Source organism: Kribbella sp. NPDC048915, from assembly GCF_040649595.1.
GTDB lineage: Bacteria > Actinomycetota > Actinomycetes > Propionibacteriales > Kribbellaceae > Kribbella.
This window is the reverse complement of the sequence record NZ_JBEZFT010000015.1, coordinates 33,214-56,650: the sequence shown is the minus strand read 5'-3', so window position 1 is coordinate 56,650 and position 23,437 is coordinate 33,214. Positions and strand designations below refer to the sequence as shown.

Annotated in this window: 14 protein-coding genes; 3 read left to right on the top strand and 11 right to left on the bottom strand. The window is 68.8% G+C overall.

Annotated elements, in window-relative coordinates:
• Positions 1–25: 25 nt before the first annotated feature.
• The 4 genes from AB0B82_RS11135 to AB0B82_RS11120 form a co-directional block, all read right to left on the bottom strand.
• Positions 26–6,511: a glycoside hydrolase domain-containing protein gene (locus AB0B82_RS11135; RefSeq protein ID WP_360165103.1), complete on the bottom strand. Its 6,486-nt coding sequence runs from the start codon at positions 6,509–6,511 to the stop codon at positions 26–28.
• 170 nt (positions 6,512–6,681) lie between these two features.
• A complete protein-coding gene (locus tag AB0B82_RS11130) occupies positions 6,682–7,536 on the bottom strand; it encodes an ABC transporter ATP-binding protein (protein ID WP_360165101.1) in 855 nt (284 codons plus the stop codon).
• A gap of 32 nt (positions 7,537–7,568) precedes the next feature.
• The gene (locus AB0B82_RS11125) at positions 7,569–7,826 is read right to left on the bottom strand and encodes a hypothetical protein (RefSeq protein ID WP_360165099.1); all 258 of its coding nucleotides are present in this window, start codon (positions 7,824–7,826) and stop codon (positions 7,569–7,571) included.
• Positions 7,827–7,832: 6 nt separating this feature from the next.
• Positions 7,833–8,456 (bottom strand): hypothetical protein, encoded by a 624-nt coding sequence (locus AB0B82_RS11120; RefSeq protein WP_360165097.1) that lies wholly within the window; start codon positions 8,454–8,456, stop codon positions 7,833–7,835.
• A gap of 504 nt (positions 8,457–8,960) precedes the next feature.
• Between AB0B82_RS11120 and AB0B82_RS11115 the strand changes: the two genes are divergently transcribed.
• Positions 8,961–10,439, top strand: coding sequence for a DUF222 domain-containing protein (locus AB0B82_RS11115; protein ID WP_360165095.1), 1,479 nt, complete (start codon positions 8,961–8,963; stop codon positions 10,437–10,439).
• 739 nt (positions 10,440–11,178) lie between these two features.
• Positions 11,179–12,429, top strand: coding sequence for an IS110 family transposase (locus tag AB0B82_RS11110; protein ID WP_360165093.1), 1,251 nt, complete (start codon positions 11,179–11,181; stop codon positions 12,427–12,429).
• A gap of 633 nt (positions 12,430–13,062) precedes the next feature.
• Here the strand turns inward: AB0B82_RS11110 and AB0B82_RS11105 are convergent.
• The 5 genes from AB0B82_RS11105 to AB0B82_RS11085 all read right to left on the bottom strand — a co-directional run bounded on the left by AB0B82_RS11105 (position 13,063) and on the right by AB0B82_RS11085 (position 20,187).
• The gene (locus AB0B82_RS11105) at positions 13,063–14,454 is read right to left on the bottom strand and encodes an FAD-binding oxidoreductase (RefSeq protein ID WP_360165091.1); all 1,392 of its coding nucleotides are present in this window, start codon (positions 14,452–14,454) and stop codon (positions 13,063–13,065) included.
• Positions 14,455–14,918: 464 nt separating this feature from the next.
• Positions 14,919–16,181, bottom strand: a complete 1,263-nt coding sequence (locus tag AB0B82_RS11100) for a pitrilysin family protein (RefSeq protein WP_360165089.1) — start codon at positions 16,179–16,181, stop codon at positions 14,919–14,921.
• Positions 16,182–16,239: 58 nt separating this feature from the next.
• Positions 16,240–18,462 (bottom strand): polyribonucleotide nucleotidyltransferase, encoded by a 2,223-nt coding sequence (locus AB0B82_RS11095; protein WP_360165235.1) that lies wholly within the window; start codon positions 18,460–18,462, stop codon positions 16,240–16,242.
• A gap of 289 nt (positions 18,463–18,751) precedes the next feature.
• A complete protein-coding gene (gene rpsO, locus AB0B82_RS11090; protein ID WP_360165088.1) occupies positions 18,752–19,024 on the bottom strand; it encodes a 30S ribosomal protein S15 in 273 nt (90 codons plus the stop codon).
• A 194-nt stretch (positions 19,025–19,218) separates the two neighbouring features.
• Positions 19,219–20,187, bottom strand: a complete 969-nt coding sequence (locus AB0B82_RS11085) for a bifunctional riboflavin kinase/FAD synthetase (RefSeq protein WP_360165086.1) — start codon at positions 20,185–20,187, stop codon at positions 19,219–19,221.
• Positions 20,188–20,304: 117 nt separating this feature from the next.
• On the opposite strand from AB0B82_RS11085, the gene AB0B82_RS11080 reads away from it, so the two are divergent.
• On the top strand, positions 20,305–21,555 hold the full coding sequence (locus AB0B82_RS11080) for an SGNH/GDSL hydrolase family protein (protein ID WP_360165084.1): 1,251 nt from the start codon (positions 20,305–20,307) through the stop codon (positions 21,553–21,555).
• A gap of 40 nt (positions 21,556–21,595) precedes the next feature.
• Here AB0B82_RS11080 and AB0B82_RS11075 read toward each other — a convergent pair whose 3' ends face one another.
• The gene (locus AB0B82_RS11075) at positions 21,596–22,510 is read right to left on the bottom strand and encodes an NAD-dependent protein deacetylase (protein WP_360165082.1); all 915 of its coding nucleotides are present in this window, start codon (positions 22,508–22,510) and stop codon (positions 21,596–21,598) included.
• Between the two features lie 20 nt (positions 22,511–22,530).
• Positions 22,531–23,388: an LLM class flavin-dependent oxidoreductase gene (locus tag AB0B82_RS11070; protein WP_360165080.1), complete on the bottom strand. Its 858-nt coding sequence runs from the start codon at positions 23,386–23,388 to the stop codon at positions 22,531–22,533.
• Positions 23,389–23,437 lie beyond the last annotated feature (49 nt).

Here is a 23,437-nt window from a genome sequence, read left to right as displayed (position 1 = left end):
TAACTACGCGGATCATGAATCCTGGTCATCGGCAGCGGTGCAGTTCGACGGCGTACGTCGTCGTACTGCGCCGGTTCGCCGAGGTGACGGTGATGACTGTCCGGTCCGAACCGGGCGACGTGGAGACCTTCGTCGTCGCACCGGCGATCGTGGGGACGCCTCCCACCCGCGGGCGTGGCGGCACGCCGCACCAGTCGACCATGTAGGTCCTGGTCGCCGGGTCGAAGCCGTCGATCGGCGTGCCGTTCACGGTGATCCGGCTGAGCGTCGAGACGCTGCCGGCCGTGGTGTCGTCGTAGTTCGTGACCGTGACGCTCCCGTCGGCGTTGATCCGGTACGTCGCGGTCATCGCCTTCGACAGGTTGATCCGCATCCAGCTGTCCGCACCCTCCGCGGTCCGGTCGAGCCCGGTGCCCGAGTCCAGCGCGGTCTGTCGCAGGATGTCGGTCCGCTGCGCGTCGGTGAGTTCCGGGAAGGTGCTGGTCAGCAGCTCGGCCGCCTCCGTCGGCACGACCTCCGACCGGCCCGCGGGTCCGACCCGCGGGAAGCCATAGTCGAGGCGGTACGTGTAGAGCTGCGTCGCGGCCGCGTCGCTGAGCCCGGCGTACGGATCGCCCGCGCACAGTTTGAGGGTCGCGTAGCCCGCCGCCTCGCACTTGGCCGCCAGCACCGACTCGATCTCCTTGTGCGCCAGCTCCAGCGCCGGCGCGAACTCCGGGTCGGCCCACCGGTGCGCCACCACCGACTGCGCGATCATCCGCCCGCCCATCACGTCCAGCGGGTAGTGGAAGCCGTTCACGATCCGGTTGTTGCCGTACTCCGAGGCGCGCGCAAGGATCGTCGGCGCCAGCTCGGGCAGCAGCGTCGCGAGCGTGGTGTGCTCGATGTAGCCGCCGTACGTGTGACCGCTGGGGAACGACGGGCTGCCGGCGTAACCGTCGTACCCGCCGGCCGGCGAGTCCATGATCAGGCCGCCCTTGCTGGCCAGGCCGAGTCGCAGGAACGGGCGGTCGTACGGCCAGAAGCCCTTGGCCGCGTCCGCGCCGGGGATGCGCTGCCCGACCCGGTCGAGGACGGCCTTGGTCTGCGGCAACTCACCGGCGGCCAGCGCCTCGCGGTAGATCGGGCCGAGCCGCGAGCCGAGCGCGTCGGACCCGGTCTCGCGCAGCGGGTGATCGGCGTCGACCTGTGCCCGGTTCATCTCCGCGGTGGTGGCGGCGTTGTTGATCGCGAGCGCGACCTTGTCGTTGGCGGCCACGACCTGATCGCGGTCGACCCGCGTCGTGGTGCTCCTGATCGTTTCGGGCAGTTTCGGGAACGCACCGAGCAGGTTTTGGAGGTACTGATCGGTCGGCCAGGCGTCGGACGGGTAGTCGTCGGCGAGCCGCACCTGGCCGTCGGCCTGGGCTTTCGGTGCCGTCGTTGCCATCGTTGCCGTCGTTGCCGTCGTTGCCGTCGCTGCCGTCGCTGCCGTCGTTGCCGTTGGCGACGAGGCGGCCGTGTACGGCGCCGTCCACGGCGATCCCGGCGATGTGCCGATGGCGTTGATCGCGCGGACGGAAGCGGCGTACTTCCGGCCGGCCGTGAGCCAGCTGAACGTCACCACGTGCTGCTCGGGATCGTCGACCCGCAGCTCGTGCCCGTCGTCCAAGCGGACGAGGTAGCCAGTGACTGCGCTGCCGCCGTCGTCGGCCGGGGCCTGCCAACTCACCGTCAGCGCCGAGTCCTGCCCGCCGGCCGCCACGTTGAGCGGAATCGACGGTGCCGTCTTCGCCTTCGTCTGCAGACTGTCGATCGCAACCTGCAGCCGCTGCCGCTGCTGAGTGAGAGCGGCGTCGGTGGACGCCGCGTCCGCCAGCACCTGCTTGGCCTGCGCGATCGCATTCTGCAACGTCTGCCAGGACGCATCCGTGTAGCGCTGGTTGGTGCGTGACTCGGCGGCGGCGACCAGCGCCTCCAGTTCACGCCGGGGCTTGGAGACGAGTTGGCTGGTTGCCAGCAGCAAACTCCGGGTCTGCGCGTCGACCTGGCTCTGCGTCGCTCCCTCGTCGGTCAGTAGCGCCTGCGCGGCGTCGTACTCCCGCTGCAGTACGGCGGCGGCGATCGGGAGGTACCTGCCGAGGTTGGCCAGATACGGCGCTGCCGTCGCGATTGCCTGCGTCAGGCGCGACTTGTCGACGGTCGCCGGAGGCTGCTCGGTGCTGAACGTGTACTTGTCGAGGTTTGCGACGTACGGCAGTGATGCGCTGGTGTTGGCGCGCACCACCACCGACAACCGGTGGCTGCCGGTGACAGGGGTCGAAATGGTCGCCGTACCCGTGCCGGCGGTGTTCCAGTCGGCGCCGGTTGCGGGTAGCGCAACGGTCGCGATCGGCTCACCGGGCTGTGCGGGATCGCTCGCGTCCAGGTGGAACTCCAGCCGTGGGTTGCTGCCTACACGGCCGGAGTTGCCGGTGTAGTGCACGCTGACCTGATTGCGCCCGGTGCTGCCGAAATCGACCGTTCCGTAGTCGATCCAGGCACCATCGTAGGTACCGCCAACGTTGACCACGGGTCCGTCGTTCCAGTTGCTGTTCTCGACCTTCAGCGGGTCGCCGCTGTTCGACTGCCAGGTCTCGGCCTGTACGTCGAGCGCGTTCTGCGGCGCTATGGTGAAGGTGAAGCTGTCGAGGTTCGCGACGTACGGGTGTCCGGCGTCGGTGGTGGAGCGGTTGACGATCGTCAGGCGGTGGCGTCCGGTCAGCGCCGTGGGCAGCGCGATGCTGGTGGTGCCGTCCGCGGTCCAGTTGTCACCGGTGGCCGGCAACGGCACGGTGACGAACGGCGTACCCGGGTTCGCGGGATTGGCCGCGTCCACGTAGACGTCCAGCCGCGAGTCCGTGCCGCAGCGAGCGGTGTTGTTCACGTAGTGCACCGAGATGTCGGTGACGGGCACGGCGCCGAAGTCGACCGTGGTGTAGTCGAGCCAACTGCCGTCGTTGATCCCGCCGACGTTGGCCACCGGACCCGACGCCCAGGTGTTGCTCTCGTTCTTCAAGTTGCCGCCGCTGTTGCCGGTCCAGGACTCGGCTTCGAGCAGGTACGGCGCGTTCGGGTCGGACTGCAGCGACTGCGTGAACTGGAACCAGTCGAAGTTCGACACCCACTCCTCGCCGGGCGGGGTGCTGAACGTGAAGCTGACGGACTTGGCCTCGACGAGTGCCGACGGGTTCGTCAGCTCGACGACGATCGTCTGGTAGTTGCCCCAGCCGCCGGTGCCGGGCAGGCTCGCCGTACCGACCACCGGGCCGTCCTTGTCACCGGCGTGGACCTGCAGCCCGGCCGATGGGGTATCGGGAGCGCGGTAGCTGGCGTAGTGCACCAGCAGGTACTTCGGAGTGGTTCCGGTGAAGTCCAGGTCGAGGTAGCGGATCCAGGAGCCGTCCGTCACCCCGCCGAGGTTGCCGGCGGACATGTAGGCCTGGTTGTTCAGCGGCGGACCGGACCAGTCGTCGGACTCCTCACCTTGCAGCACGCGGTACCCGCCCTCGCTGAGCGTCAGCGAGTCGGCGACGCTCCGCAGGTACTCCTTCGCCGCACGCAGGTCAGCGCCTGCGGCGGCCGGATCGTCCAGCACTGCCTTGGCACGCGCGAGGGCCGCCGTGAGCGCCCGGTACGAGGTGACCGAGTAGTTGCCCTGTCGCTCGAGCAAGGCGTCGCCGACGAGCTTGCCCAGTGCGGCACGGTCCACCGCGGCCATCGACAAGGTGATCGGCGTGGTCGGTGCGATCGCCTGACCGGTGAGTTGGCGCGCCTTCACGCCACCCTTGAACGCGGCATCGGTGAACTCGATCCAGACCTGCGCCTCGGCGCGCAACGTGCCGTTGACTCGCACGCTGACAGTCGACGCGCCGGACACGGTCACCGTTGCCGCGACGCCGTTGGGCAATCCGACAACGCGCGCACTGCCCGCGCGGACCAGATCGGTACCAACGCGCGCCGCGAGTTTCACCGGCCTGGCGAACGTGAGGGTCGAGGCGGCGGCGAGCTTGCCGTCGGCGCCGGCCGCGAGCGTCGTGCGGTCGGCGGTCACCTTGTAGGTGTGCGGGTCGTCGTTGCCGGGCGGGTTGCTCAGCGAGTACGCCGGAGCGGAGTCGGCGCCCCACTGGCTCGGCGCGGCGCCCATCGTGAAGTCGAGCGTGCCGCCGGCGGTGATCGTGCCGAAGTCGATCCAGGTGTTGCCGAAACCGCGACCGTTCAGCTTGGCCGTCTGAACGTAGAAGTCGTCGGGCGACACGTTGCGGGCCGACACGGTGAAGGTGCGCCCGGTCGGGTACGAGATCGTCGCCGCGTCGAAGAACGGCGTGCCGATCTGGTACTGCGACGAGCCGGCCGTCACCGGGAACAGGCCGAGCGCGGCCGCGACGAACATCGTCGACATCGTGCCGGCGTCGTTGTCCATCGTCGGCAGGAAACCCTCGGGTGCGAGCTGGTAGACCTTGGTCTTGATCGGCGGAGTGAACTCACCACCGTTCGACGGCGGCTGGTTCCCGTCGGTCCGGCCGGTGGCGATGTAGCGGTTCCAGGTCTCCTGGGTGTAGATCGCCCGAACCCATTTCTGCGTCAGGGCCGGCTGGTTGACATAGTTGAACAGGTACGGCGCCTGCAGGTCGATCTCGTTGGCGTTCGAGTGCAGCATCGCGTGACCGTTGTCCGGGTCGTCCTCGCCGAACAGATGCCGCAACGCCTGCTCGGCCGCGTGCCGTCCGCCGGTGGCCTTGATCAGCCCGGCCATGTCGTACGCCGGGTACCAGTTGTACTGCCATGGCGTGCCCTGGTACAGGTTCGCGCTCTCGAACTTCTCGTGGTCGACCTCGGTCCACGCGCCGCTGCTGTTGCGTGGAGTCAGCAGCGCGACCGGCGTACCGTCGGCCGCTGTCCACGCGCCCGGCTGGTACTGGTTCGCGATCGGGAGCAGCGCCTGCCTGCGCAGCGTCGCAGCATCGTTGGTGCGGCCAACCGTGTCGGCGATGATCGCGAGCGCCCACTGGTCGTACCCGCGCTGGACCATGTCGCCGGGCCGGTCCGCGATGAACCCCTGACGCAGCTGCTGTCCCGAGTAGTAGCCGGTCAGGTCACGCAGTACCGGGTACGCCTGAGCGAGCCGGTCGAACCCGGTGTAGCCCTTCGACAGCGCGTCCGCGACGATCACGGGGGATCGTTCGTACCGGACGTTCGGCACGCCTTGGACCGGCTTGAACACGTCCGAGCTGCCGCTGGCCGCCTGATCGGCCATGCGGGTGATGAGCGACTGGATGATGTCCCGGTAGAGGTCGGGAGCGACGTACGCGATCACGGAGTACTTGCGGAAGTCGTCCCACGACGACCAGCCGTCGTAGTAGGTGTAGCTGTCGACCTTGTGCACCGAGCCGTCGACACCGCGGTACGTTCCGGAGGTACTGGTGGCGTTGATCGGCAACGCGAACATGCGGTACAGGTGCGTGTAGAAAAGCTTGCGCAGTTCACCCGTCGGGTCGCTGCGGTCCGATGCGGTGATGCCGACCCGCTGCAGCATCCGGCTCCAGGCCTGCGCGGTGCCCTGGCGCACCGTGTCGAACGTCTTTTCGCCCAGCTCCGCGGTCTGGTCGATCCTGGCCTGGTCGCTGCTGATCGGCGACAGCGTGATCTTCAGGCCGACCGTCTGTGTCGTGTCGGCGAAGGTGAGCACGGCGCCGGTGTCGCGGCCGCTGCGGGACGCGACGTCCGCGAGCGTGGTGCCGTCGGCCCACGTCTGCCGCTGCACGACGGGCTGGTCGGTCTCGGCGTAGTAGTACAGGCGGTACGTCGCGCGGTTGAAGAAACCGGTGAACGATCCGCTGATCGCCAGTCGACCGTCGGCCAAAGACGTCGTCCGCAGGTCGGAGGCGAGGCGCTGGGTGAAGTTGTTGTTCAGGTCGAGCACCAGCGACGGAGTCTGCCCGGCGGGGAAGGTGTACCGGTGCAGCGCCGTCCGCGTGGTCGCGGTGACCTCCGCGGCGATCTTTCCCTCCGGGTGGGTGACCGCGCCGTCCCGGCCGGCGATCGCGCCGAGCCCGACCCGGTAGTACCCGGGCGTGGCCTGCTCGTCGTCATGACTGAACGGGTGCGCGTACGACGCTGCGCTCGGCCGCGCGTCGTACCTGACCGAGGTCGGCACGACCAGCAGGTCCCCGCCGGCCCCGGACCCGCCGACGCCGTCGAGGTTCGTCTGCGTGAATCCGTTGATGTTGCTCTGCGCGTAGTCGTACCCGGAGTGGCTGCGTCCCGGCGACGTCATCGGGTTGACCTTGACCAGGCTGTTCGGCGCCTGGGCCCCGGGCAGGTCGTTGCCGTGGTCGCCGGATGTCGAGACGAACGGGTCGACCAGCGCGACCGGATCGGGTGCCGTCGGCTCGGCGACGGCACGTGGAGTGGTCACCACCGTGGCACCCGCCAGGGCAAGAACGACGGTCAGCAGGACAGCCAGGACACGACGATGACGGGCGGCAGACATGGCACTCCAACAGGGCGGGGTTGGACGAAGTGCCAAAACTGTAGTCAATGGAAACGATTCCGACTAGACCGTCGAGAGCTGTCAACTTGAAGTTCACCGCCCGGTTCTGAGCGCGGAACCCGCCTTCAGCAGGCAGTCAGCTGCCCTCGGCCTGGGTGGCGAGCAGTCGGTCAAATGCCCTCGGCCTGGGTGGCGAACAGGCGGGCGAAGCGGCCGTCGGGATGGTTCATCAGTTCGTCGTAGGTCCCCTGCTGGACGACGGCGCCGGCGTCGATGACGTAGATGCGGTCCATCCCGCGGAGGGTCCACGCGCGGTGTGAGACCACGATCGTGATCCGGCCGGCGCTCGTCCGGCGGAGTTCGGCGAAGATCTCGCGCTCCGCCTCGGCGTCGATCGCGGACGTCGGCTCGTCGAGAATCCACACGCCGGCCGATCGCAACCGGATCCGCGCCAAGGCGAGGCGTTGCCACTGGCCACCGGAGATCCCGGTCCCGCCCCACTGCTGCCCCAGCTGGGTGTCGAGCGGAAGCTCAGCCGCGAACGAGCCCGACAGTGCCGCTCGAATGTCCCGATCCGTGACCGCGCCCGGCGCCCCGAGACCGACCGTGTCGCGGAGCGTGAACTCGAACCGGCCGAACTCCTGCACCAGCAGCCCGAAATGCGCGAGCCGCTCCCCCTCCGACAGCGCGGACACATCGTCACCGTTGATCAGCACCCGGCCGCGGTGCGGCCGTAGCGCGCCGATGAGCAGGTTGACCGCCGTGGACTTGCCTGCACCGTTGACGCCGACCAACGCCACCAGCTCACCGCGACAGGCATGGAGCGACACGTCAGCTAACGTCGGCTCGGGCGCACCCGGGTACTGGAACGAAATGTTGTCCAGAGCAACAGAATGCACAACGGGTACGACGGCGCGGGCCGGCGTCTCCGGAACGCTGCGGACGAATCGCCGGTAGATCGCGGCCTGCGGCGCCGCGGTGACGATACTGCCGAACGCGTAGCCACACTGGCGAATCGCGTTCAAGCCGCCGATGGTCCCCGCCACCGCCGCGGCGGCTACTCCCCGCCGGCACCACCGATCACCAAGGCCAGCAGCGCTCCGCCGAACAACAGCACCGTCACGAGCGCCGCGGCCAGTTCGAGGAGCATCGCCGTACGAATCATCCGATCGAGCACTGCCGTCGCCCGCGCCCGCGCCGCCGCGACGAGCTCGGCCACCTTCCATCCGGATCCGAGCACTGCGAGTTCGGTACCAGGGCGTTGCTGGATGAGCTGTTCGGTCGCGTACGCCGCCTTGCGCTCGTACCCACCCACCTCCGGCTACCCGCGTGCCTCCATCCGCGAGATCACCGTGAACGCGACCACCGTCGGCACCAACGCCGCGAGCACCAGCAGGCCCGACGCCACGTTGATCGACGAGATCGTCACGCACAGAACGACGGAGGTGACAGCCGCACTCAACACCTGGACCGGCTTCCCCGCGACGTCACTCATCGCGTGGGTCGCGGCCTGGCTCGCCTCGAGATCCTGGACCACGTCAGGCTCAGCCAGCCGGCTCGGGCTCAACCGCGCCGCCACCCGCGCCAACTCGACGCGCAGGGCGAGGCGCAGTCGCAGCATCATCCGTTGACCGGACGCATTCGAGACCTGGGTCAACGGGTACATCGACCCGACGACCACTGTCAGCCCGAGCAACGGTCCCCAGGGGTCATCGGACTCGATCAGCGCGCGGATCAGCACGACCTGCGCGCCGGGCAGGATCGCGAGCAGCAGTTGCAGAACCGAGTACAGGGTCAACCAGCCCGGAGTGATCCGGACGGCATCGGCAACGGGCTGACGGGCGGTACGGAACGCTTCGAGCACGATGATCGTCTTCCACAGGATTGTGCGCAGACTCCACGCAGACTCCGCGCAGACTCCACGCAGACTCCACGCAGACTCCACGCAGACTCCACGCAGACTCCACGCAGACTCCACGTAGGTTTCGCCTAGGTCCCACGAGTAATCGCTGGTTCCTCGCTGATTCCTCGCAGGTAGCACGCTGGTTCCTGCGAGGAACCACGCTGGTTCTGCGCTGGTTCTGCGCTGGTTCTGCGCTGGTTCTGCGCTGGTTCTGCGCTGGTTCTGCGCTGGTTCTGCGCTGGTTCTGCGCTGGTTCTGCGCTGTTCGGCGTGGGGCAGGACGGAGCTGCGCCGGGAGTCCGGTGCAACTCACGTCGGCCGCAAATTGCGTGCCATCCCAGCAAGCGAGCCCAGCCCGTGCATCCAGGGATCCAGTGGCAGATCACGTGACGTGTCGTTTGTGAGTGTACCCGGATTCGCTGCGCCTCGAGCGCTCGATCGGGAATCTGTGGACAAGTCGGCGGGCCGGCTGGTGGGCCGGAATCGCTTGTCCACAAGGACTTTCGCGGACGAGAAACTGTCGGGGCGGATGTTCTAGTGTTGCGGCATGACGATGTTGGACGAGCGACCGGTCTGGTCGATGAGCGATGGCGAGCTGCTGTCTGCGCTCGACGCGACCCAGGCCGAGCTCGACCGTCTCCAGGTCCGCCGGATGGAGCTGGCGGCTGCCCTCGATGAGCGTGGTTGCGCCAAGGAGCTCGGCGCTCGCGACACCGTACAGCTCCTCTCGGTCCGGCACCGCAGGGATCCGGCCGAGGTACGACGAGAGCTCCGCCTCGCCGCCGCTCTCCACAAATACCCAGCCGTTGCAGCCGCCCTCACCCCGACAGACCCCGCTGCACGAGACGCCGGCGCTGCAGGCTGCGGCGTAGCTGCGTCTGATCTGTCGCGCGGCGGGTCGGCGGGCGCCGAGGCCCCAGGCACCGAAGAGGATGCGCTCGACGCCGACACATCCTCCGATGCCACGAGGTCCGGGACCGCGGCGTCCGGAACCATGGCGTCCGGAACCACGGCGCCAGACGCAACAGTGTCCAATGCCGGCACATCCGCCGCCGGGATGTCCGGGAGCGCGGCGTCAGACGCAACAGCGCCCGGTGCCGGGGCGTCGAGTGCCGCGTGGCTGAACTTGAAGCAGGCCGCGACGATCGTTGACGCGCTCGAGAAGTTGCCGGCCTCGGCCAGGGTCCCGGCCGAGGATGTCGACGTTGCCGCGCAGGCGATGGTCGACGCGGGCGCCGTACTGCCGCCGGACCAGCTGCGCAAACTCGGTGCCGAGGTTCGCAACCGACTCGACACCGATGGACCGGAGCCGGCGGAGGAAACTGCCAGGCGTGCCGAGACGTTCTGGTTGAAGAACGCGGATCAGGGTGTCAGCTTCGGCGGTTATCTCGCCGGTGAGAACGCCGAACTCCTGCGGACGCTCATCTTCGCCGGCGCCAAGCCGCACAAGACCGCCGACGGCGGCTGTGACCCGCGGACGCGCGGCCGTCGCCAGGCCGACGCCCTGATCGCCCTGCTGAATACCGCCGCCGGCGACGGTTCCGGCGTACCCGGCCACGGCGAGGTCAAGCCGCACATCACCGTCACCATCGACCTGAACGACCTGCGCTCCTCGACCGGCACGGGCAACCTCGTGCACGGCGACTTTCTGTCCGCCGCAGCCGTACGCCGTCTCGCGTGTGACGCCGGTGTCATTCCACTCGTCCTCGGTTCGAACTCCGAACCACTCGACGTCGGCACCGAATTCCGCTTCGTCACCCGCGCGATCCGCCAGGCCCTGAACGCCCGCGACAAGGGCTGCATCGTGTGCGGCGCCCCACCGGCGATCTGCGAAGCACACCACGTCATCCACTGGTCCGACGGCGGGCCGACCTCCGTCAACAACCTCGCCCTGCTCTGCAAACGCGACCACATCAACGCCCACCAAGGCCGCCTCAGGATCCACTTCATCAACGGCCACCCCGTCGCCACCCGTCCCAGCTGGTCCGACCCCGACCCACCGCCGTACCTCCGAACCGCCAGCTGACCCACGCGATCCCCCACTTCGGTTGCCAACCACAACCGAAGCCCGCGCACGCGCCAATCCCACCCCCGACCTGCCCTCCCCCGCCGCCCCGGTCCCACGGCCAGACACCAGGCACCACCCACCACCAATGCCCAGCCCGGCAGGCGGCCCGCCCGCCGCACTCCAGCTCACCACCCGGACGTGCACCGCCCCTGCAAACGCTGGTCGCCAACGCGGCGCGTGTTGTCGGGGCCTTGAACAGGAACCGGTCGGCCTGGACCATCCAACCAGCCACCCGTCGCCAGCCCTCCGCGCACCGTCCCAGACGAGCCAGCGCCACCCTCCGCGAAGTCCTCGCGCACTCACTCCCTGACCCACGACTTCCTGCCGCACCGCAGGCGTGGGCGTGTCAGCTCGGCAGGACGTTCCCAGCCAGCAGGTAGTGCACCTGAGTGTGAATTGAGCTGTGCGTACACCGTCTCACCGGTGCTCTACCTAATGAGAGTTACCGGGTCGGTCGCTGGCAGACTCGGGACTGGTAAGCCGCCGGTGGGTGAGCACTTGTTGCACTACCTGGACTTTTGAGTCCTGTCGACAGAGCGTGCTCCTGCCGGTGACCGGGAGAGTTGATTGCTGATGGGATGTCGTGCCCGGCCCGCCCGTGTGGCGGGCGCGCCGTGAGCACTGCTTCATTAGGTCGCTGATGGTTCTCCCGACCGGCTTGCTGATGGTGAACGGTACCGAGAGCGGGAGACGAGTGTTGAAGTTCTTTGTGGGTGATGACTGGGCCGAGGCGCATCACGATATGGAGGTGATGGACCCGGCGGGCCGGGTGCTGGCCAAGGCGCGGCTGCCCGAGGGGATAGCGGGGATGGCTCGGCTGCACGCGATGCTGGCCGAGCAGATCGGTGCTGTCTATCCCGATGCTGATCTTGATGAGGTCGAGGTGGTGGTCGGGACCGAGACCGACCGTGGCCCGTGGGTGGCCGCGTTGGTGGCCGCCGGCTATCAGGTGTTCGCGGTCAACCCGTTACAGGCCAAGGAGTACCGCAAACGGCATGCGGTGTCGGGGGCCAAGAGCGATGCCGCGGACGCGCATGTGCTGGCTGACATGGTCCGCACCGACTCCCACCAGTTGCGCACGGTGGCCGGTGACAGCGCCGAGGCCGAGGCGATCAAGGTCGTGTCCCGGATGCACAAGACGCTGATCTGGGAACGGACCCGCACCACGCAGCGGCTGCGGCACGCGCTGCGCGAGTACTTCCCCGCCGCGCTGGACGCCTTCGAGGGCCTCGACGCGCCCGACACCCTCGAGCTGCTCGCCAAGGCGCCTGACCCGGCATCTGCCGCCCGGCTGACCACCGCCCAGATCAGCGCGGCGCTCAAACGCGCCCGCCGCCGCGGCATCAACGACAAGGCCGCGCGGATCCAGGCCGCGCTGCGCACCGAGCACCTCGGCCAACCAGGCGTGGTCACGGCCGCCTACGCCGCCTTGACCCGTGCCCTGGTCGCGGTGCTGGCCGTCCTCGACGAGCAGGTCACGGCCCTGCAGGGCCAGGTGGAGGCACATTTTGGCCGGCACCCGGCCGCTGAGATCATCGTGTCCCAGCCCGGGCTGGGACCCATCCTCGGCGCCCGGGTGCTCGCAGAGTTCGGCGACGACCCGCACCGCTACACCTCCGCCAAAGCCCGCAAGAACTACGCCGCCACCAGCCCGATCACCATCGCCTCGGGCAAAAAGAAGGTCGCCCTGGCCCGCTACGTCCACAACGACCGGCTCATCGACGCCCTCATGAGCCAAGCCTTCACCGCGCTCACCGCCTCACCCGGAGCCCGCGCCTACTACGACAAACAACGCGCCCGCGGCGCCGAACACAACCCCGCCCTGCGCCAACTCGCCAACCGGCTCGTCGGCATCCTCCACGGCATCCTCCACGGCTGCCTCAAAACAGGCACCACCTACAACGAAACAACCGCCTGGTCACACCACGCCGAAACACTCGCAGCTTGACACCCTTAACCCATGGGATGTCTGTCGAGTGTGCACGCCCTCGCCCCATTCACCACCCAAACATGCACCGGGTACCGCATCCCGCGCCACGGTCTCGGGCTGCCAACTGCCCGGCAACCACCCCGCCGGCACCAACCACCCGTGGTCCACGTGCCAGACGAGCCACGACCACCCTCCCCAGCCGTCGCCCGCAACGAACCGGCCAGCACCACCGCCTAACCACCACCCCAGCCGCCACCCCCAACAGACCAGCCAGCACCACCGCCCAACCACCACCTTCGGGCACGCTCCTGCTTGCGACCACCCCGAGCTCGCCACGACTCGCGCCGTCCACACGCAGACCCAGACCAGCCACCGCCACCACTCAGCGACCACTCTCAACGGACGGCAGGGCGCCTGTCCCAAGTCCCCACCCCTGGCACCCAACTGCTTGGCGACTGCTCCAGCCGGTACACCCGCTTACGCGTGTTCTCCAGGTGGTCGGCGCGGGCGAGCGACGGCCACCATCGACCAATCCCAGGTGAGCCGCCGGGTCGCACGACGTACCGGGCCCACGCCTGGCACGGCCCGCGTCTGCCGTGCGGCTGGTCACGCGGGCCGGAAACGGTCGCGACGTTTCCCCGCTGACAAGCCTCAGCGGGGAAGGATGTTCTGGTTCAGGTGGAAGAGGTTGCTGGGGTCGTACTGACGCTTGAGGGCTTGTAGGCGGTCGTAGGTGGCTGCGCCGTAGGCGGATCGGATGCGCTCGGGGCCCTCGTCGGTGAGGAAATTGATGTAGGCGCTGGTCTGGTACGGCTCGATGGCGTGCCAGGACTCCCGCACCCACTCACGTTGCGTCTCGAAGCCCTCGGGTCCGACGGTCGCGCCGACGAAGTTGAAGGTGTGTCCACTGGACCGTCCGCCGAAGGCCGTGCTGCCCGCGGGGACGCGGGAGATCGCGCCGCCGAGATGGAAGATCGGGTACGACGTCCAGTGCGCGGTGATCGCCTGGCCGCGCTCGACGGCGACGTCGACGATCGGGTCGGTCAGTTCGGCGACGTCGCAGGAGCGCATGTAATACCAGCGGCCGTGCGGGAAGCTCGGATCGAACATCCCCTGCAGTTCGAGGTACGGCCGAGGTACGCACAGATCCAGCAGCGGGGACCCGAACGCCTTCAGCGGCGCAAGCACCTTCTGACCGTCCTCGATCGGACCCGCGTAGCAGGCCAGCACGATCACCACCGGCCGCCCCTGCAGCGCCGGCGGAACCGTCGGCAGCGGCGGCAACCACCGGTGGATCACGGCGGTCGTCAGCTCGTCCGGGATGTCGGTGATCCACTCGCGGTAGAAGCGCAGCACCTCCCGCGACTCCTGCATCGGCCAGGTGACCGTCCCGCCGAGGAGGATCGGCCCGACCGGATGCAACTGGAACTCGAACTCGGTGACGATCCCGAAGTTCCCGCCACCGCCGCGGATACCCCAGAACAGGTCCGCGTTCTGGTCCTCGCTCGCGGTGACCAGGTCGCCCTCCGCGGTGACGAGTTCGACCGAGAGCAGGTTGTCGATGGTCAGCCCGTACTTCCGCATCAGCCAGCCGATCCCGCCCCCCAGCGTCAATCCGGCGAGACCGGTGTGCGTGACGATGCCGGCCGGCGTCGCGAGGCCGAACTCTTGCGTCGCGTGGTCGAGTTCACCGAGCAGGACCCCCGCCTGCGCCCGCGCCGTACGGCGTTCCGGGTCGACGTGGATCTCCTTCAGCAACCCGAGGTCGACGACGATGCCGCCGTCGCAGGTCGAGTGCCCTGGGAAACTGTGTCCACCCCCGCGCACCGCGACCGGCAGACCCGTCCGGCGGGCGAACGCGAGCGCCGCCTGGATATCGCCGACGCCCGTACATCGAGCGATCAGGGCGGGTCGTCGGTCGATCGACCCGTTCCAGACCCGCCGGAGTTCGTCGTACGACGGCTCACCGGGCTGAACGAGCTCACCGTGGAAGTGCGCGCCGAGATCGGCGAGTGCGGATGCGTCCGGTGTGATGGTGCTCATGGCCGGCTCCTGCTTGCCCCTCCCCCAGGCCCTCCTCCCGCCAGCGTGCCCCTTCGGCCCACGGGTTGTGAAGACTCAGCGGAGAGCTCCGCAACTTCTGAAGACTTCGAGGACAGCTCCGCGAGTTCTGAAAGCACCGGAAGTCTGCTCCTGAACAGCACCGAAAGTTGGCGCACCCTGAACAGCAGCCAGAAGTCGGCTCCTGACGAGCACCGGAAGTCTGCCGATCCTGAACAGCACCGGAAGCCGGCTCCTGAACAGCACCAGAAGTTGGCGCACCCTGAACAGCAGCCAGAAATCGGCTCCTGAACAGAACCGGAAGTCTGCCGATCCCGGAACAGCACCGGAAGTCGGCTCCTGAACAGCACCGAAAGTTGGCGCACCCTGAACAGCAGCCAGAAGTCGGCTCCTGAACAGCACCGGAAGTCGGCGCATGCTCAAGAGCACCGAAAGTCGGCCGAGCGTCACAGCTTGAAAGCGGCGGTGTCCTCGTCGAACGGCCCCATGACAGTCAGGGCAGGCGTACCAGCGTACAGCTCAGCGGCCAGTTGCGTGACGTCGTCCAGAGTGACGGCGTCGATGCGGTGCAGGATGTCGTCGACCGTCGGGAGCTCGCCGTAAACGAGTTCAGCCTTGGCGATCCGGGTCATCTTGGCCCCGGTGTCCTCCAGCCCCATCACCACGGAGCCACGCATCTGGCCCTTGCCGCGCAGGAGTTCCTCGGGCGTGATGTTGCCGTTGGCAATCCCCTCGAGTTCGCCGCGGATGACATCCAGGACCTCGGGGGCCTTCTTCGGCAGGCAGCCCGCGTACACGCCGACCATGCCGGAGTCCGCGTACGCCGACCCGAACGTGAAGACCGAGTACGCCAGCCCGCGCTTCTCCCGCACCTCCTGGAACAGCCGCGACGACATCCCGCCGCCGACGATCCCGTGCAGCACACCGGCGATGTAGCGCCGCGGATCGCTGCGCGACAACCCGGGCAGCCCCAGCACGAGATGCGCCTGCTCGACATCGCGGTGGTGCACCCGCACTCCGCCGTACGTCGGTACGCGCCGGCCGGAGCCGCGGCGTACCGGGGCGGGCTCGGCCTCCTCGGTCACCCAATGCCGCTCGAACGCCTTGCGAACGAGGCGAACGACCTCCGCGTGGTCGACGTTCCCGGCCACCGAGACGACGATGTTCGACGGCTTGTAACGACGCCGGTACCACCCGACGATCTGCCGGCGCGACAGTCCGGCGACCGATTCCGACGTCCCCGTGATGGACCGACCCAACGGCGACGATCCCCAGAGCTGCTCGGCGAACAGGTCGTGGATGTGATCCGACGTCTCGTCGGCGTGCATCGCGATCTCTTCGTCGATGACGTCGCGTTCACTCTCGACGTCCTCGGGCGTGAGCGTCGCGGACGTGATCATGTCGCAGATGACGTCGACCGCGAGCGGCAGGTCGGAGTCCAGCACCCGCGCGTAGTAGCAGGTGTACTCCTTACCGGTGAACGCGTTCATCTCGCCGCCGACGGCGTCGATCGCGGCGGAGATCTCCAACGCGTCGCGACGCTCGGTGCCCTTGAACAGCAGGTGTTCGAGGAAATGCGTCGCACCGGCCTGCCGCGGCGGCTCGTCGCGGGAGCCGACGCCGACCCACAGGCCGAACGTCACCGTGCGGAAACCCGGCACGGACTGGGAGACAACCCGAAGCCCGGAGGGCAGGACGGTCCGTTTCACCGGACCGCCCTCCTCCGGGCTCAACAAGGTGCTGGTGATGGCGCGAGTCACCCGTGCATCACTCGGCGGCGGACTCGGCCTTGTCGTCGGCCTTCTTCTCGTCCGCACCCTCGATCACCGGGATCAGCGAGAGCTTGCCGCGGTCGTCGATCTCGGCGATCTCGACCTGCAGCTTCTGCCCGACCGACAGCACGTCCTCGACCGCCTCGACCCGCTTGCCACCGGCCAGCGGACGCAGCTTCGAGATGTGCAGCAGACCGTCCTTGCCCGGCAGCAGGCTGATGAACGCACCGAAGTTGGTCGTCTTCACGACCGTCCCCAGGTAGCGCTCGCCCTTCTCCGGCATGGTCGGGTTCGCGATCGCGTTGATCGCGGCCCGGGCCGCCTCGGCCGACGGACCGTCGGTCGCGCCGATGTACACGGTGCCGTCGTCCTCGATCGAGATGTCGGCGCCGGTGTCCTCGGTGATCTGGTTGATCATCTTGCCCTTCGGGCCGATGACCTCGCCGATCTTGTCGACCGGGACCTTCACCGAAATGACCCGCGGCGCGAACTCGCTCATCTCACCCGGCGCGTCGATGGCCTTGGCCATCACGTCCAGAATCGTCAGCCGCGCGTCCTTGGCCTGCTTCAGCGCGGCACCGAGCACGCTGGCCGGAATACCGTCCAGCTTGGTGTCCAGCTGCAGCGCGGTCACGAAGTCCTTCGTGCCGGCGACCTTGAAGTCCATGTCGCCGAACGCGTCCTCGGCACCGAGGATGTCGGTCAGCGCGACGTACTGCGTCTCGCCGTCGACCTCACCGGAGATCAGACCCATCGCGATACCGGCGACCGGGGCCTTCAGCGGGACACCGGCGTTCAGCAGCGACAGCGTCGAGGCGCAGACCGAACCCATCGAGGTGGAGCCGTTCGACCCGAGCGCCTCGGAGACCTGGCGGATCGCGTACGGGAAGTCCTCGCGCGACGGCAGCACCGGTACCAGGGCCCGCTCGGCCAGCGCGCCGTGACCGATCTCGCGGCGCTTCGGCGAACCGACCCGGCCGGTCTCACCGGTCGAGTACGGCGGGAAGTTGTAGTTGTGCATGTAGCGCTTGCGCGTCTCCGGGGAGAGCGTGTCCAGCTGCTGCTCCATACGCAGCATGTTCAGCGTGCTGACCCCCAGGATCTGGGTCTCGCCGCGCTCGAACAGCGCCGAACCGTGCACCCGCGGAAGCACGCCGACCTGGGCCTTCAGCGGCCGGATGTCGGCCAGCCCGCGGCCGTCGATGCGGACCTTGTCCTTCAGCACCCGCTGCCGGACCAGCTTCTTGGTCAGCGACCGGAACGCCGCGGACAGCTCCTTCTCGCGACCCTCGAAGTCGGCGGCGAGCTTGTCCACGGTCGCGGCCTTGACCGCTTCGGTGGCGTCCTCACGCTCGTGCTTGCCGGCGATGGTCAGCGCCTGCGCCAGCTCCTCGGTCGCGGCGGCCTCGACGGCGGCGTACGCGTCCTCGGCGTAGTCCGGGAAGACCGGGAACTCGCCGGTCGGCTTCGCGGCCCGCGCTGCCAGGTCCGCCTGCGCCTCGACCAGCGTCTTGATGAACGCCTTCGAGGCCTCGAGGCCCTCGGCCACGATCTCCTCGGTCGGCGCCTGGGTGCCCGCGGCGACGGCCTCGAACGTGCCCGGAGTGGACTCCGCCTCGACCATCATGATCGCGACGTCACCGGAGTCGGTCACGCGACCGGCGACCACCATGTCGAAGAGCGCGTCCTCGAGCTCGGTGTGGGTCGGGAACGCCACCCACTGGCCCTCGATCAGCGCCACGCGGACGCCGCCGATCGGGCCGGAGAACGGCAGGCCGGCCAGCTGGGTCGACATCGAGGCCGCGTTGATCGCGAGCACGTCGTACAGCTTGTCCGGGTTCAGCGCCAGGACCGTGATGACGACCTGGATCTCGTTGCGCAGGCCGGAGACGAACGACGGCCGCAGCGGGCGGTCGATCAGCCGGCAGGTCAGGATGGCCTCTTCGGACGGCCGGCCCTCGCGGCGGAAGAACGAGCCGGGGATCCGGCCCGCGGCGTACATCCGCTCCTCGACGTCGACCGTCAGCGGGAAGAAGTCGAACTGGTCCTTGGGGTCCTTGCTGGCCGTGGTGGCCGAGAGCACCATCGTGTCGCCGTCGAGGTACGCCGCGGCGGAACCGGCGGCCTGCTGGGCCAGCCGGCCCGTCTCGAAGCGGATGGTGCGGGTGCCGAAGCTGCCGTTGTCGATGACAGCCTCGGAGAATTCGGTGCCCTCCATGGGCGTACCGGTGGATCCCGTCACGGGATACCCCTCTCTCACAGTGTGACGACTGCGAGGCGCGAGCTTCCGGGGTGCCGGTCTTCGATCGAGGCCCGCGGGTCGGTGCGCTGCCGAAACAGCGTCTGAAACCCGAAAGCCACTACCGAGGACCGGTCGTCCTCCCGCCACGCGCTTCGCGTCGCCTCGTACGTCTTGCGTGTTCTACGTATTCAGTTGTGGTTTCCGCACCTGGGCGCGGATACGCCAGAAGCGGCCACCCGGATTCCGGGGGCCGCTCCTCGCGACGTCATCGGCGAAGGCCGAGCCGCTCGATCAAGGACCGGTAGCGGTTGATGTCCTTCTTCGCCAGGTAGTTCAGCAGCCGGCGGCGCTGACCGACGAGCAGCAGCAGGCCACGACGGCTGTGGTGGTCGTGCTTGTGCTCCTTCAGGTGCTCGGTCAGGTGGCTGATCCGCTGCGTCAGCAGCGCGACCTGGACCTCGGGGGACCCGGTGTCACCTTCGGTGGTCGCGTACTCGCTGATGATCTGCTTCTTCGTTGCGGCATCAACAGATGGCACAGGATTCCTCTCGATTTCCGTTGCGCGGCGCACCGGGGCTTCTTCACCCGAGCACTCTCTGTCCGCGGCCGTTCAGACGGCAGCAGCCAGCGTATCAGTCCGTGGACGCCTGCCCTAATCAGCCCCGCCGTGCACCAGCCGGTGCGCCAGTCGGTGCCCCGGGTGGTGCACCAGTCAGCCCACCAACCCGCGCACTAGTCCGCGTCACCGCTCAGCAAGCGGCGTGCTCCGTCCACGTCGGCCTTCATCTGCACCAGCAGCTCGTCGATGCTGTCGAACCGGATCTGCGTCCCACGCAGTCGCGCCACGAAGTCGATCGCCACCGTCGCGCCGTACAGCTCCAGGTCGTCCCGGTCCAGCACGTACGACTCCACCCGGCGGTCCACGCCGTCGAACGTCGGGTTGCTGCCGACACTGATCGCGGCCGGCAGCGGATCCGGGTACGCCGGAGCGCCCGGCGCCGGGGTGAGGACCGTCAGCCACCCCGCGTACACACCGTCCTGCGGAACCGCCGCACCCGGATCGGCCGGGATGTTCGCGGTCGGGTAGCCGAGCTCGCGGCCGCGCTTGTCGCCCTCGACGACCACCCCGGTCACCCGCGGCGGACGGCCGAGCGCCGCAGTCGCGCCCTCCACATCGCCGTCCGCGAGCCGCTGCCGCACGTACGTCGACGACCACGGCTGCTGGTCGCCCGCGAGGCTCAGCCCCTCGACCTGGAAGCCGTACTGCGTTCCCGCCTGGACCAGGGTGTCGACGTGGCCGGCCGCCTTGTGACCGAAGCGGAAGTTCTCACCGACGACGACGGCTTTCGCGCGCAGGGCGTTCACCAGCGTCCGTTCGATGAAGTCCTCCGGCGACCACTGCGACACCTCCTTGCTGAACGGGAGGATCAGCACCGCGTCCGCCCCGGCCGCGCCGAGCAGCTCGGCGCGCCACTCGGGGTCGGTGAGCATCTGCGGCGCGTGGTCGGGCCGCAGGACCCGCATCGGGTGCGGGTCGAACGTCATCGCGACCACGGGCAGACCGCCCAGCTCGTCCGCCCGCGCGCGGGCGTGCGCGAGCACTTCCTGATGACCCTTGTGCACACCGTCGAAGTTGCCGATCGTGACGACGGACGGCCCGAAGTCCGGGCTCACCTCGTCCAATCCGTGCCAGACACGCATGGCAGCAGGATTCCACGTCCGGTGCCGGTTGCTTTCACCAGGTCCACGATCACCCCTTGTAATCGGGGAGTCACTCAATTTAGGGTGGGCCGCGCACCGTGAGCCTGGGGAGGTCTCGTGAAGTCACGCCGTCTGGTCGCTGCCTGCGCGTCGCTCGCGCTGACGGGCGGACTGCTCGCCGTCCACACGACCACCGCCACCGCTGCCGCCACCACCACGACCACTGCCGGCACTGCCATCACCACCACGACCACCACTGCCGGCACCGCTGCCACCGCTGCCACCGCTGCCACCGCTGCCATCACCGCCGCCGCCACTGCGACCACGGCCGGCACCGCTGCCACCGCAAGCTCGCCCACAGCCGTGACGCTCACCGCCAAGTCGCTCACCACCAAGTCGCTCACCACCAGGACGCTCACCACCAGGACGCCCGTCACGAAGGCGCGCTTCACCAGGTACGTCGCGCTCGGTGACTCGTACACCTCGGCTCCGTTCGTCCCGTTGGCCGACCTGTTGTCGCTCGGCTGCGCGCGGTCGTTCAGCAACTACCCGAAGATGCTGGCGGCGGCGCTGCACGTGTGGCGGTTCACCGACGTGAGCTGCGGCGGCGCCGACACCACGAACATGACCCAGCCGCAGAGCACGGCGCTCGGCACCGCCCCGCCGCAGTTCAACGCGCTGACCGCCGACACCGACCTGGTGACGCTCGGCATCGGCGGCAACGACTTCGGGGTCTTCGGTGACATCATCGGCACCTGCCCCGGGCTGCGCGCCTCGGACCCGGCCGGCGCGCCCTGCAAGGCGCACTTCACGGTCGACGGCGTGGACACGCTGCGCGCGAAGATCACCCAGACCCAGGCCCGGATCACAGCGGTCGTGCACGGCATCCGCGCCCGGTCCCCGAAGGCGACGATCCTGCTGATCGGATACCCGAAGATCGCGCCGAAGCACGGCACCTGCCCGTCGATCCTGCCGTTCGCGGACGGCGACTACGCCTACCTGTACTCGATCGAGGAAGCGCTCAACGCCGCCGTCGCCAACGCGGCCGCCGCGGGCGGAGCGACGTACGTCGACACCTTCACGCCGTCCACCGGTCACGACGCCTGCGCACCGGACGGCCAGGCCTGGATCCAGGGCAAGGACATCAACCTGCTGCGGGCGCTGAACTACCACCCGCGTTTCGAGGGCCAGGCCGGCGTCGCGTCGATCACCTACAAGACTCTGACCGGTCAGGCGCCGGTCGTCACCGCCTCCGAGCAGGCCGCGTGGGCGAGTCAGGCCCGCACGCTCGCCACGAAGGCGAAGGCCTCACCCCAACTGGCCGATCTGGCCTCCCAGTTCCGCGTACGGACCAGCGCGCAACGCTGACCCTTTCCAATCCGTACTGCGGACCACGGGCCGAGCCACCTCACGCGTGGCTCGGCCCGCCGGTTTCTTCCCCGGCTGTGACCTGGTGCGCCAGCTCGGTCAGCGCCCGCCCGAGCGGCAGATTCACCCGGTACGTCGCGTACGGGTCGCCGCGCGTCAGACCCTGGTTGATGATCAGGACCGGCGTACCGGCCTTGGCCGCGTGCCGCACGAAGCGGAATCCGGACATCACGGTCAACGACGAGCCGAGCACCAGCACAGCGTTCGCGTCGTCGATCATCCGGTAGCAGCGTTCGACCCGGGCCTTCGGGACGTTCTCGCCGAAGAAGACCACGTCGGGTTTGACCGTGCCGCCGCAGACTGTGCACGGCACGACGGTGAACGTGCGGACCACCTCCTCGGGCAGCTCGACGTCGCCGTCCGGATTGATCCGGGTCGCCTCCGCGGTGAACTCGCGGTTGGCGTCCCGCAGCCGCTGGTCGAGGACCTCACGGGCGGACGTCGTCCCGCAGTCGAGGCAGATGACGCGGTCAAGGTTGCCGTGCAGCTCGATGACGTCGCGCGCGCCGGCGGCTTGGTGCAGGCCGTCCACGTTCTGGGTGATGACGCCGCTCAGGTAGCCACACGCCTGTAGCGCCGCGACCGCCCGGTGGCCGTCGTTCGGGGCGGCGCGGGCGATGGTGCGCCAGCCGAGATGGCTGCGCGCCCAGTACCGCTGCCGCGCGGCCTCGCTGCCGACGAAGTCGCCGTACGTCATCGGGGTATGGGTGCGCAGGCTGCCGGTCTCGCCGCGGTAGTCGGGAATCCCCGACTCGGTCGAGATCCCGGCCCCGCTGAGCACGACGACCCGCCCACCCCGGACGACGTCCGCAACCGGCCGGACGTCCGTCGCCCCCGGCTCCAACGCCAACACCTCAGGCCCTGGGGCCCACTCCAACGTCGGGCGAGAACGCACCTCTCCAGGGTACGTGCCGGTCAATCGACGCGCGGCGGTCCGGCCTTCAACCGGCGCTCGGCGGTCTGCCGGACGACGTCACGGTCCATCGAGGACCAGTCGGCGTCGATCCACCAGGTCGCACCGGCCTCGGCCCACGGACGAACCGTCGCCGCCGGATCCGCGTCGTCGGCCGACGTGGTGCCCTCGGCGACGATGTCGTACCCGTCCATGGTCAACCCGTGTTTCGCGCGCTCGCGGCGGATCCACTCGACGCCCTCGGCGAGCAGGTCCGGCGTCCACTCACCGCGCTCCTGCCCGGGCGGTACGACGTAGTTCGGCAGCCAGCCGTCCTGCAACGCGGCCCGGCGCATCGACTTCGGACGCGGCCAGGCGCCGACGACCCACGTGGGCACCCGCGGCTGCTGCACCGGTGGCGGCGGCGCCGGTGGCATCAGCTCAGGGACCTTGCGTGCACGGTAGTGCCTACCGGTGAACTCGAACGGCTCGTCGCGCCACAAGTGCTGCAGCATCTCGAGCGACTCGTCCATCAGCTCGGCGCGCACCTTCCGCCCCGGATCGTCCTCGAACAACCAGAACCGGTCCTCCCCCGTCACCCCCAGCCCGACCGCGAGGATCACCCGGCCGTTGCTGAGGTTGTCGACGGTCGAGACCTGACCGGCGACGTCCCACGGTTTGCGGCGCGGCAACGGCGTCAGCATCGTGCCGAGCCGGATCCGTCGCGTCGTCATCGCCGCGGCACCGAGCATCACCCAGGCGTCGATCCCCCAGATCGACTCCCACACGAAGAACCCGTCCCACCCGTGGTCCTCCGCGATCACCGCCAGCTCGGCCGCGTCCCGTGCATCGCCGTACGCCATCACGAACCCGTATCTCATACCTGACCACGCTAACGGCGACCACCGACAACAATCGGCCCCGCCGCCG

What these genes read in the sequence shown, in the direction of transcription:
- AB0B82_RS11135 (WP_360165103.1), bottom strand. Translation starts at nt 6,511, where the DNA reads ATGTCTGCCGCCCGTCATCGTCGTGTCCTGGCTGTCCTGCTGACCGTC.
- AB0B82_RS11115 (WP_360165095.1), top strand. Translation starts at nt 8,961, where the DNA reads ATGACGATGTTGGACGAGCGACCGGTCTGGTCGATGAGCGATGGCGAG.
- AB0B82_RS11105 (WP_360165091.1), bottom strand. Translation starts at nt 14,454, where the DNA reads ATGAGCACCATCACACCGGACGCATCCGCACTCGCCGATCTCGGCGCG.
- AB0B82_RS11095 (WP_360165235.1), bottom strand. Translation starts at nt 18,462, where the DNA reads ATGGAGGGCACCGAATTCTCCGAGGCTGTCATCGACAACGGCAGCTTC.
- AB0B82_RS11085 (WP_360165086.1), bottom strand. Translation starts at nt 20,187, where the DNA reads ATGCGTGTCTGGCACGGATTGGACGAGGTGAGCCCGGACTTCGGGCCG.
- AB0B82_RS11070 (WP_360165080.1), bottom strand. Translation starts at nt 23,388, where the DNA reads ATGAGATACGGGTTCGTGATGGCGTACGGCGATGCACGGGACGCGGCC.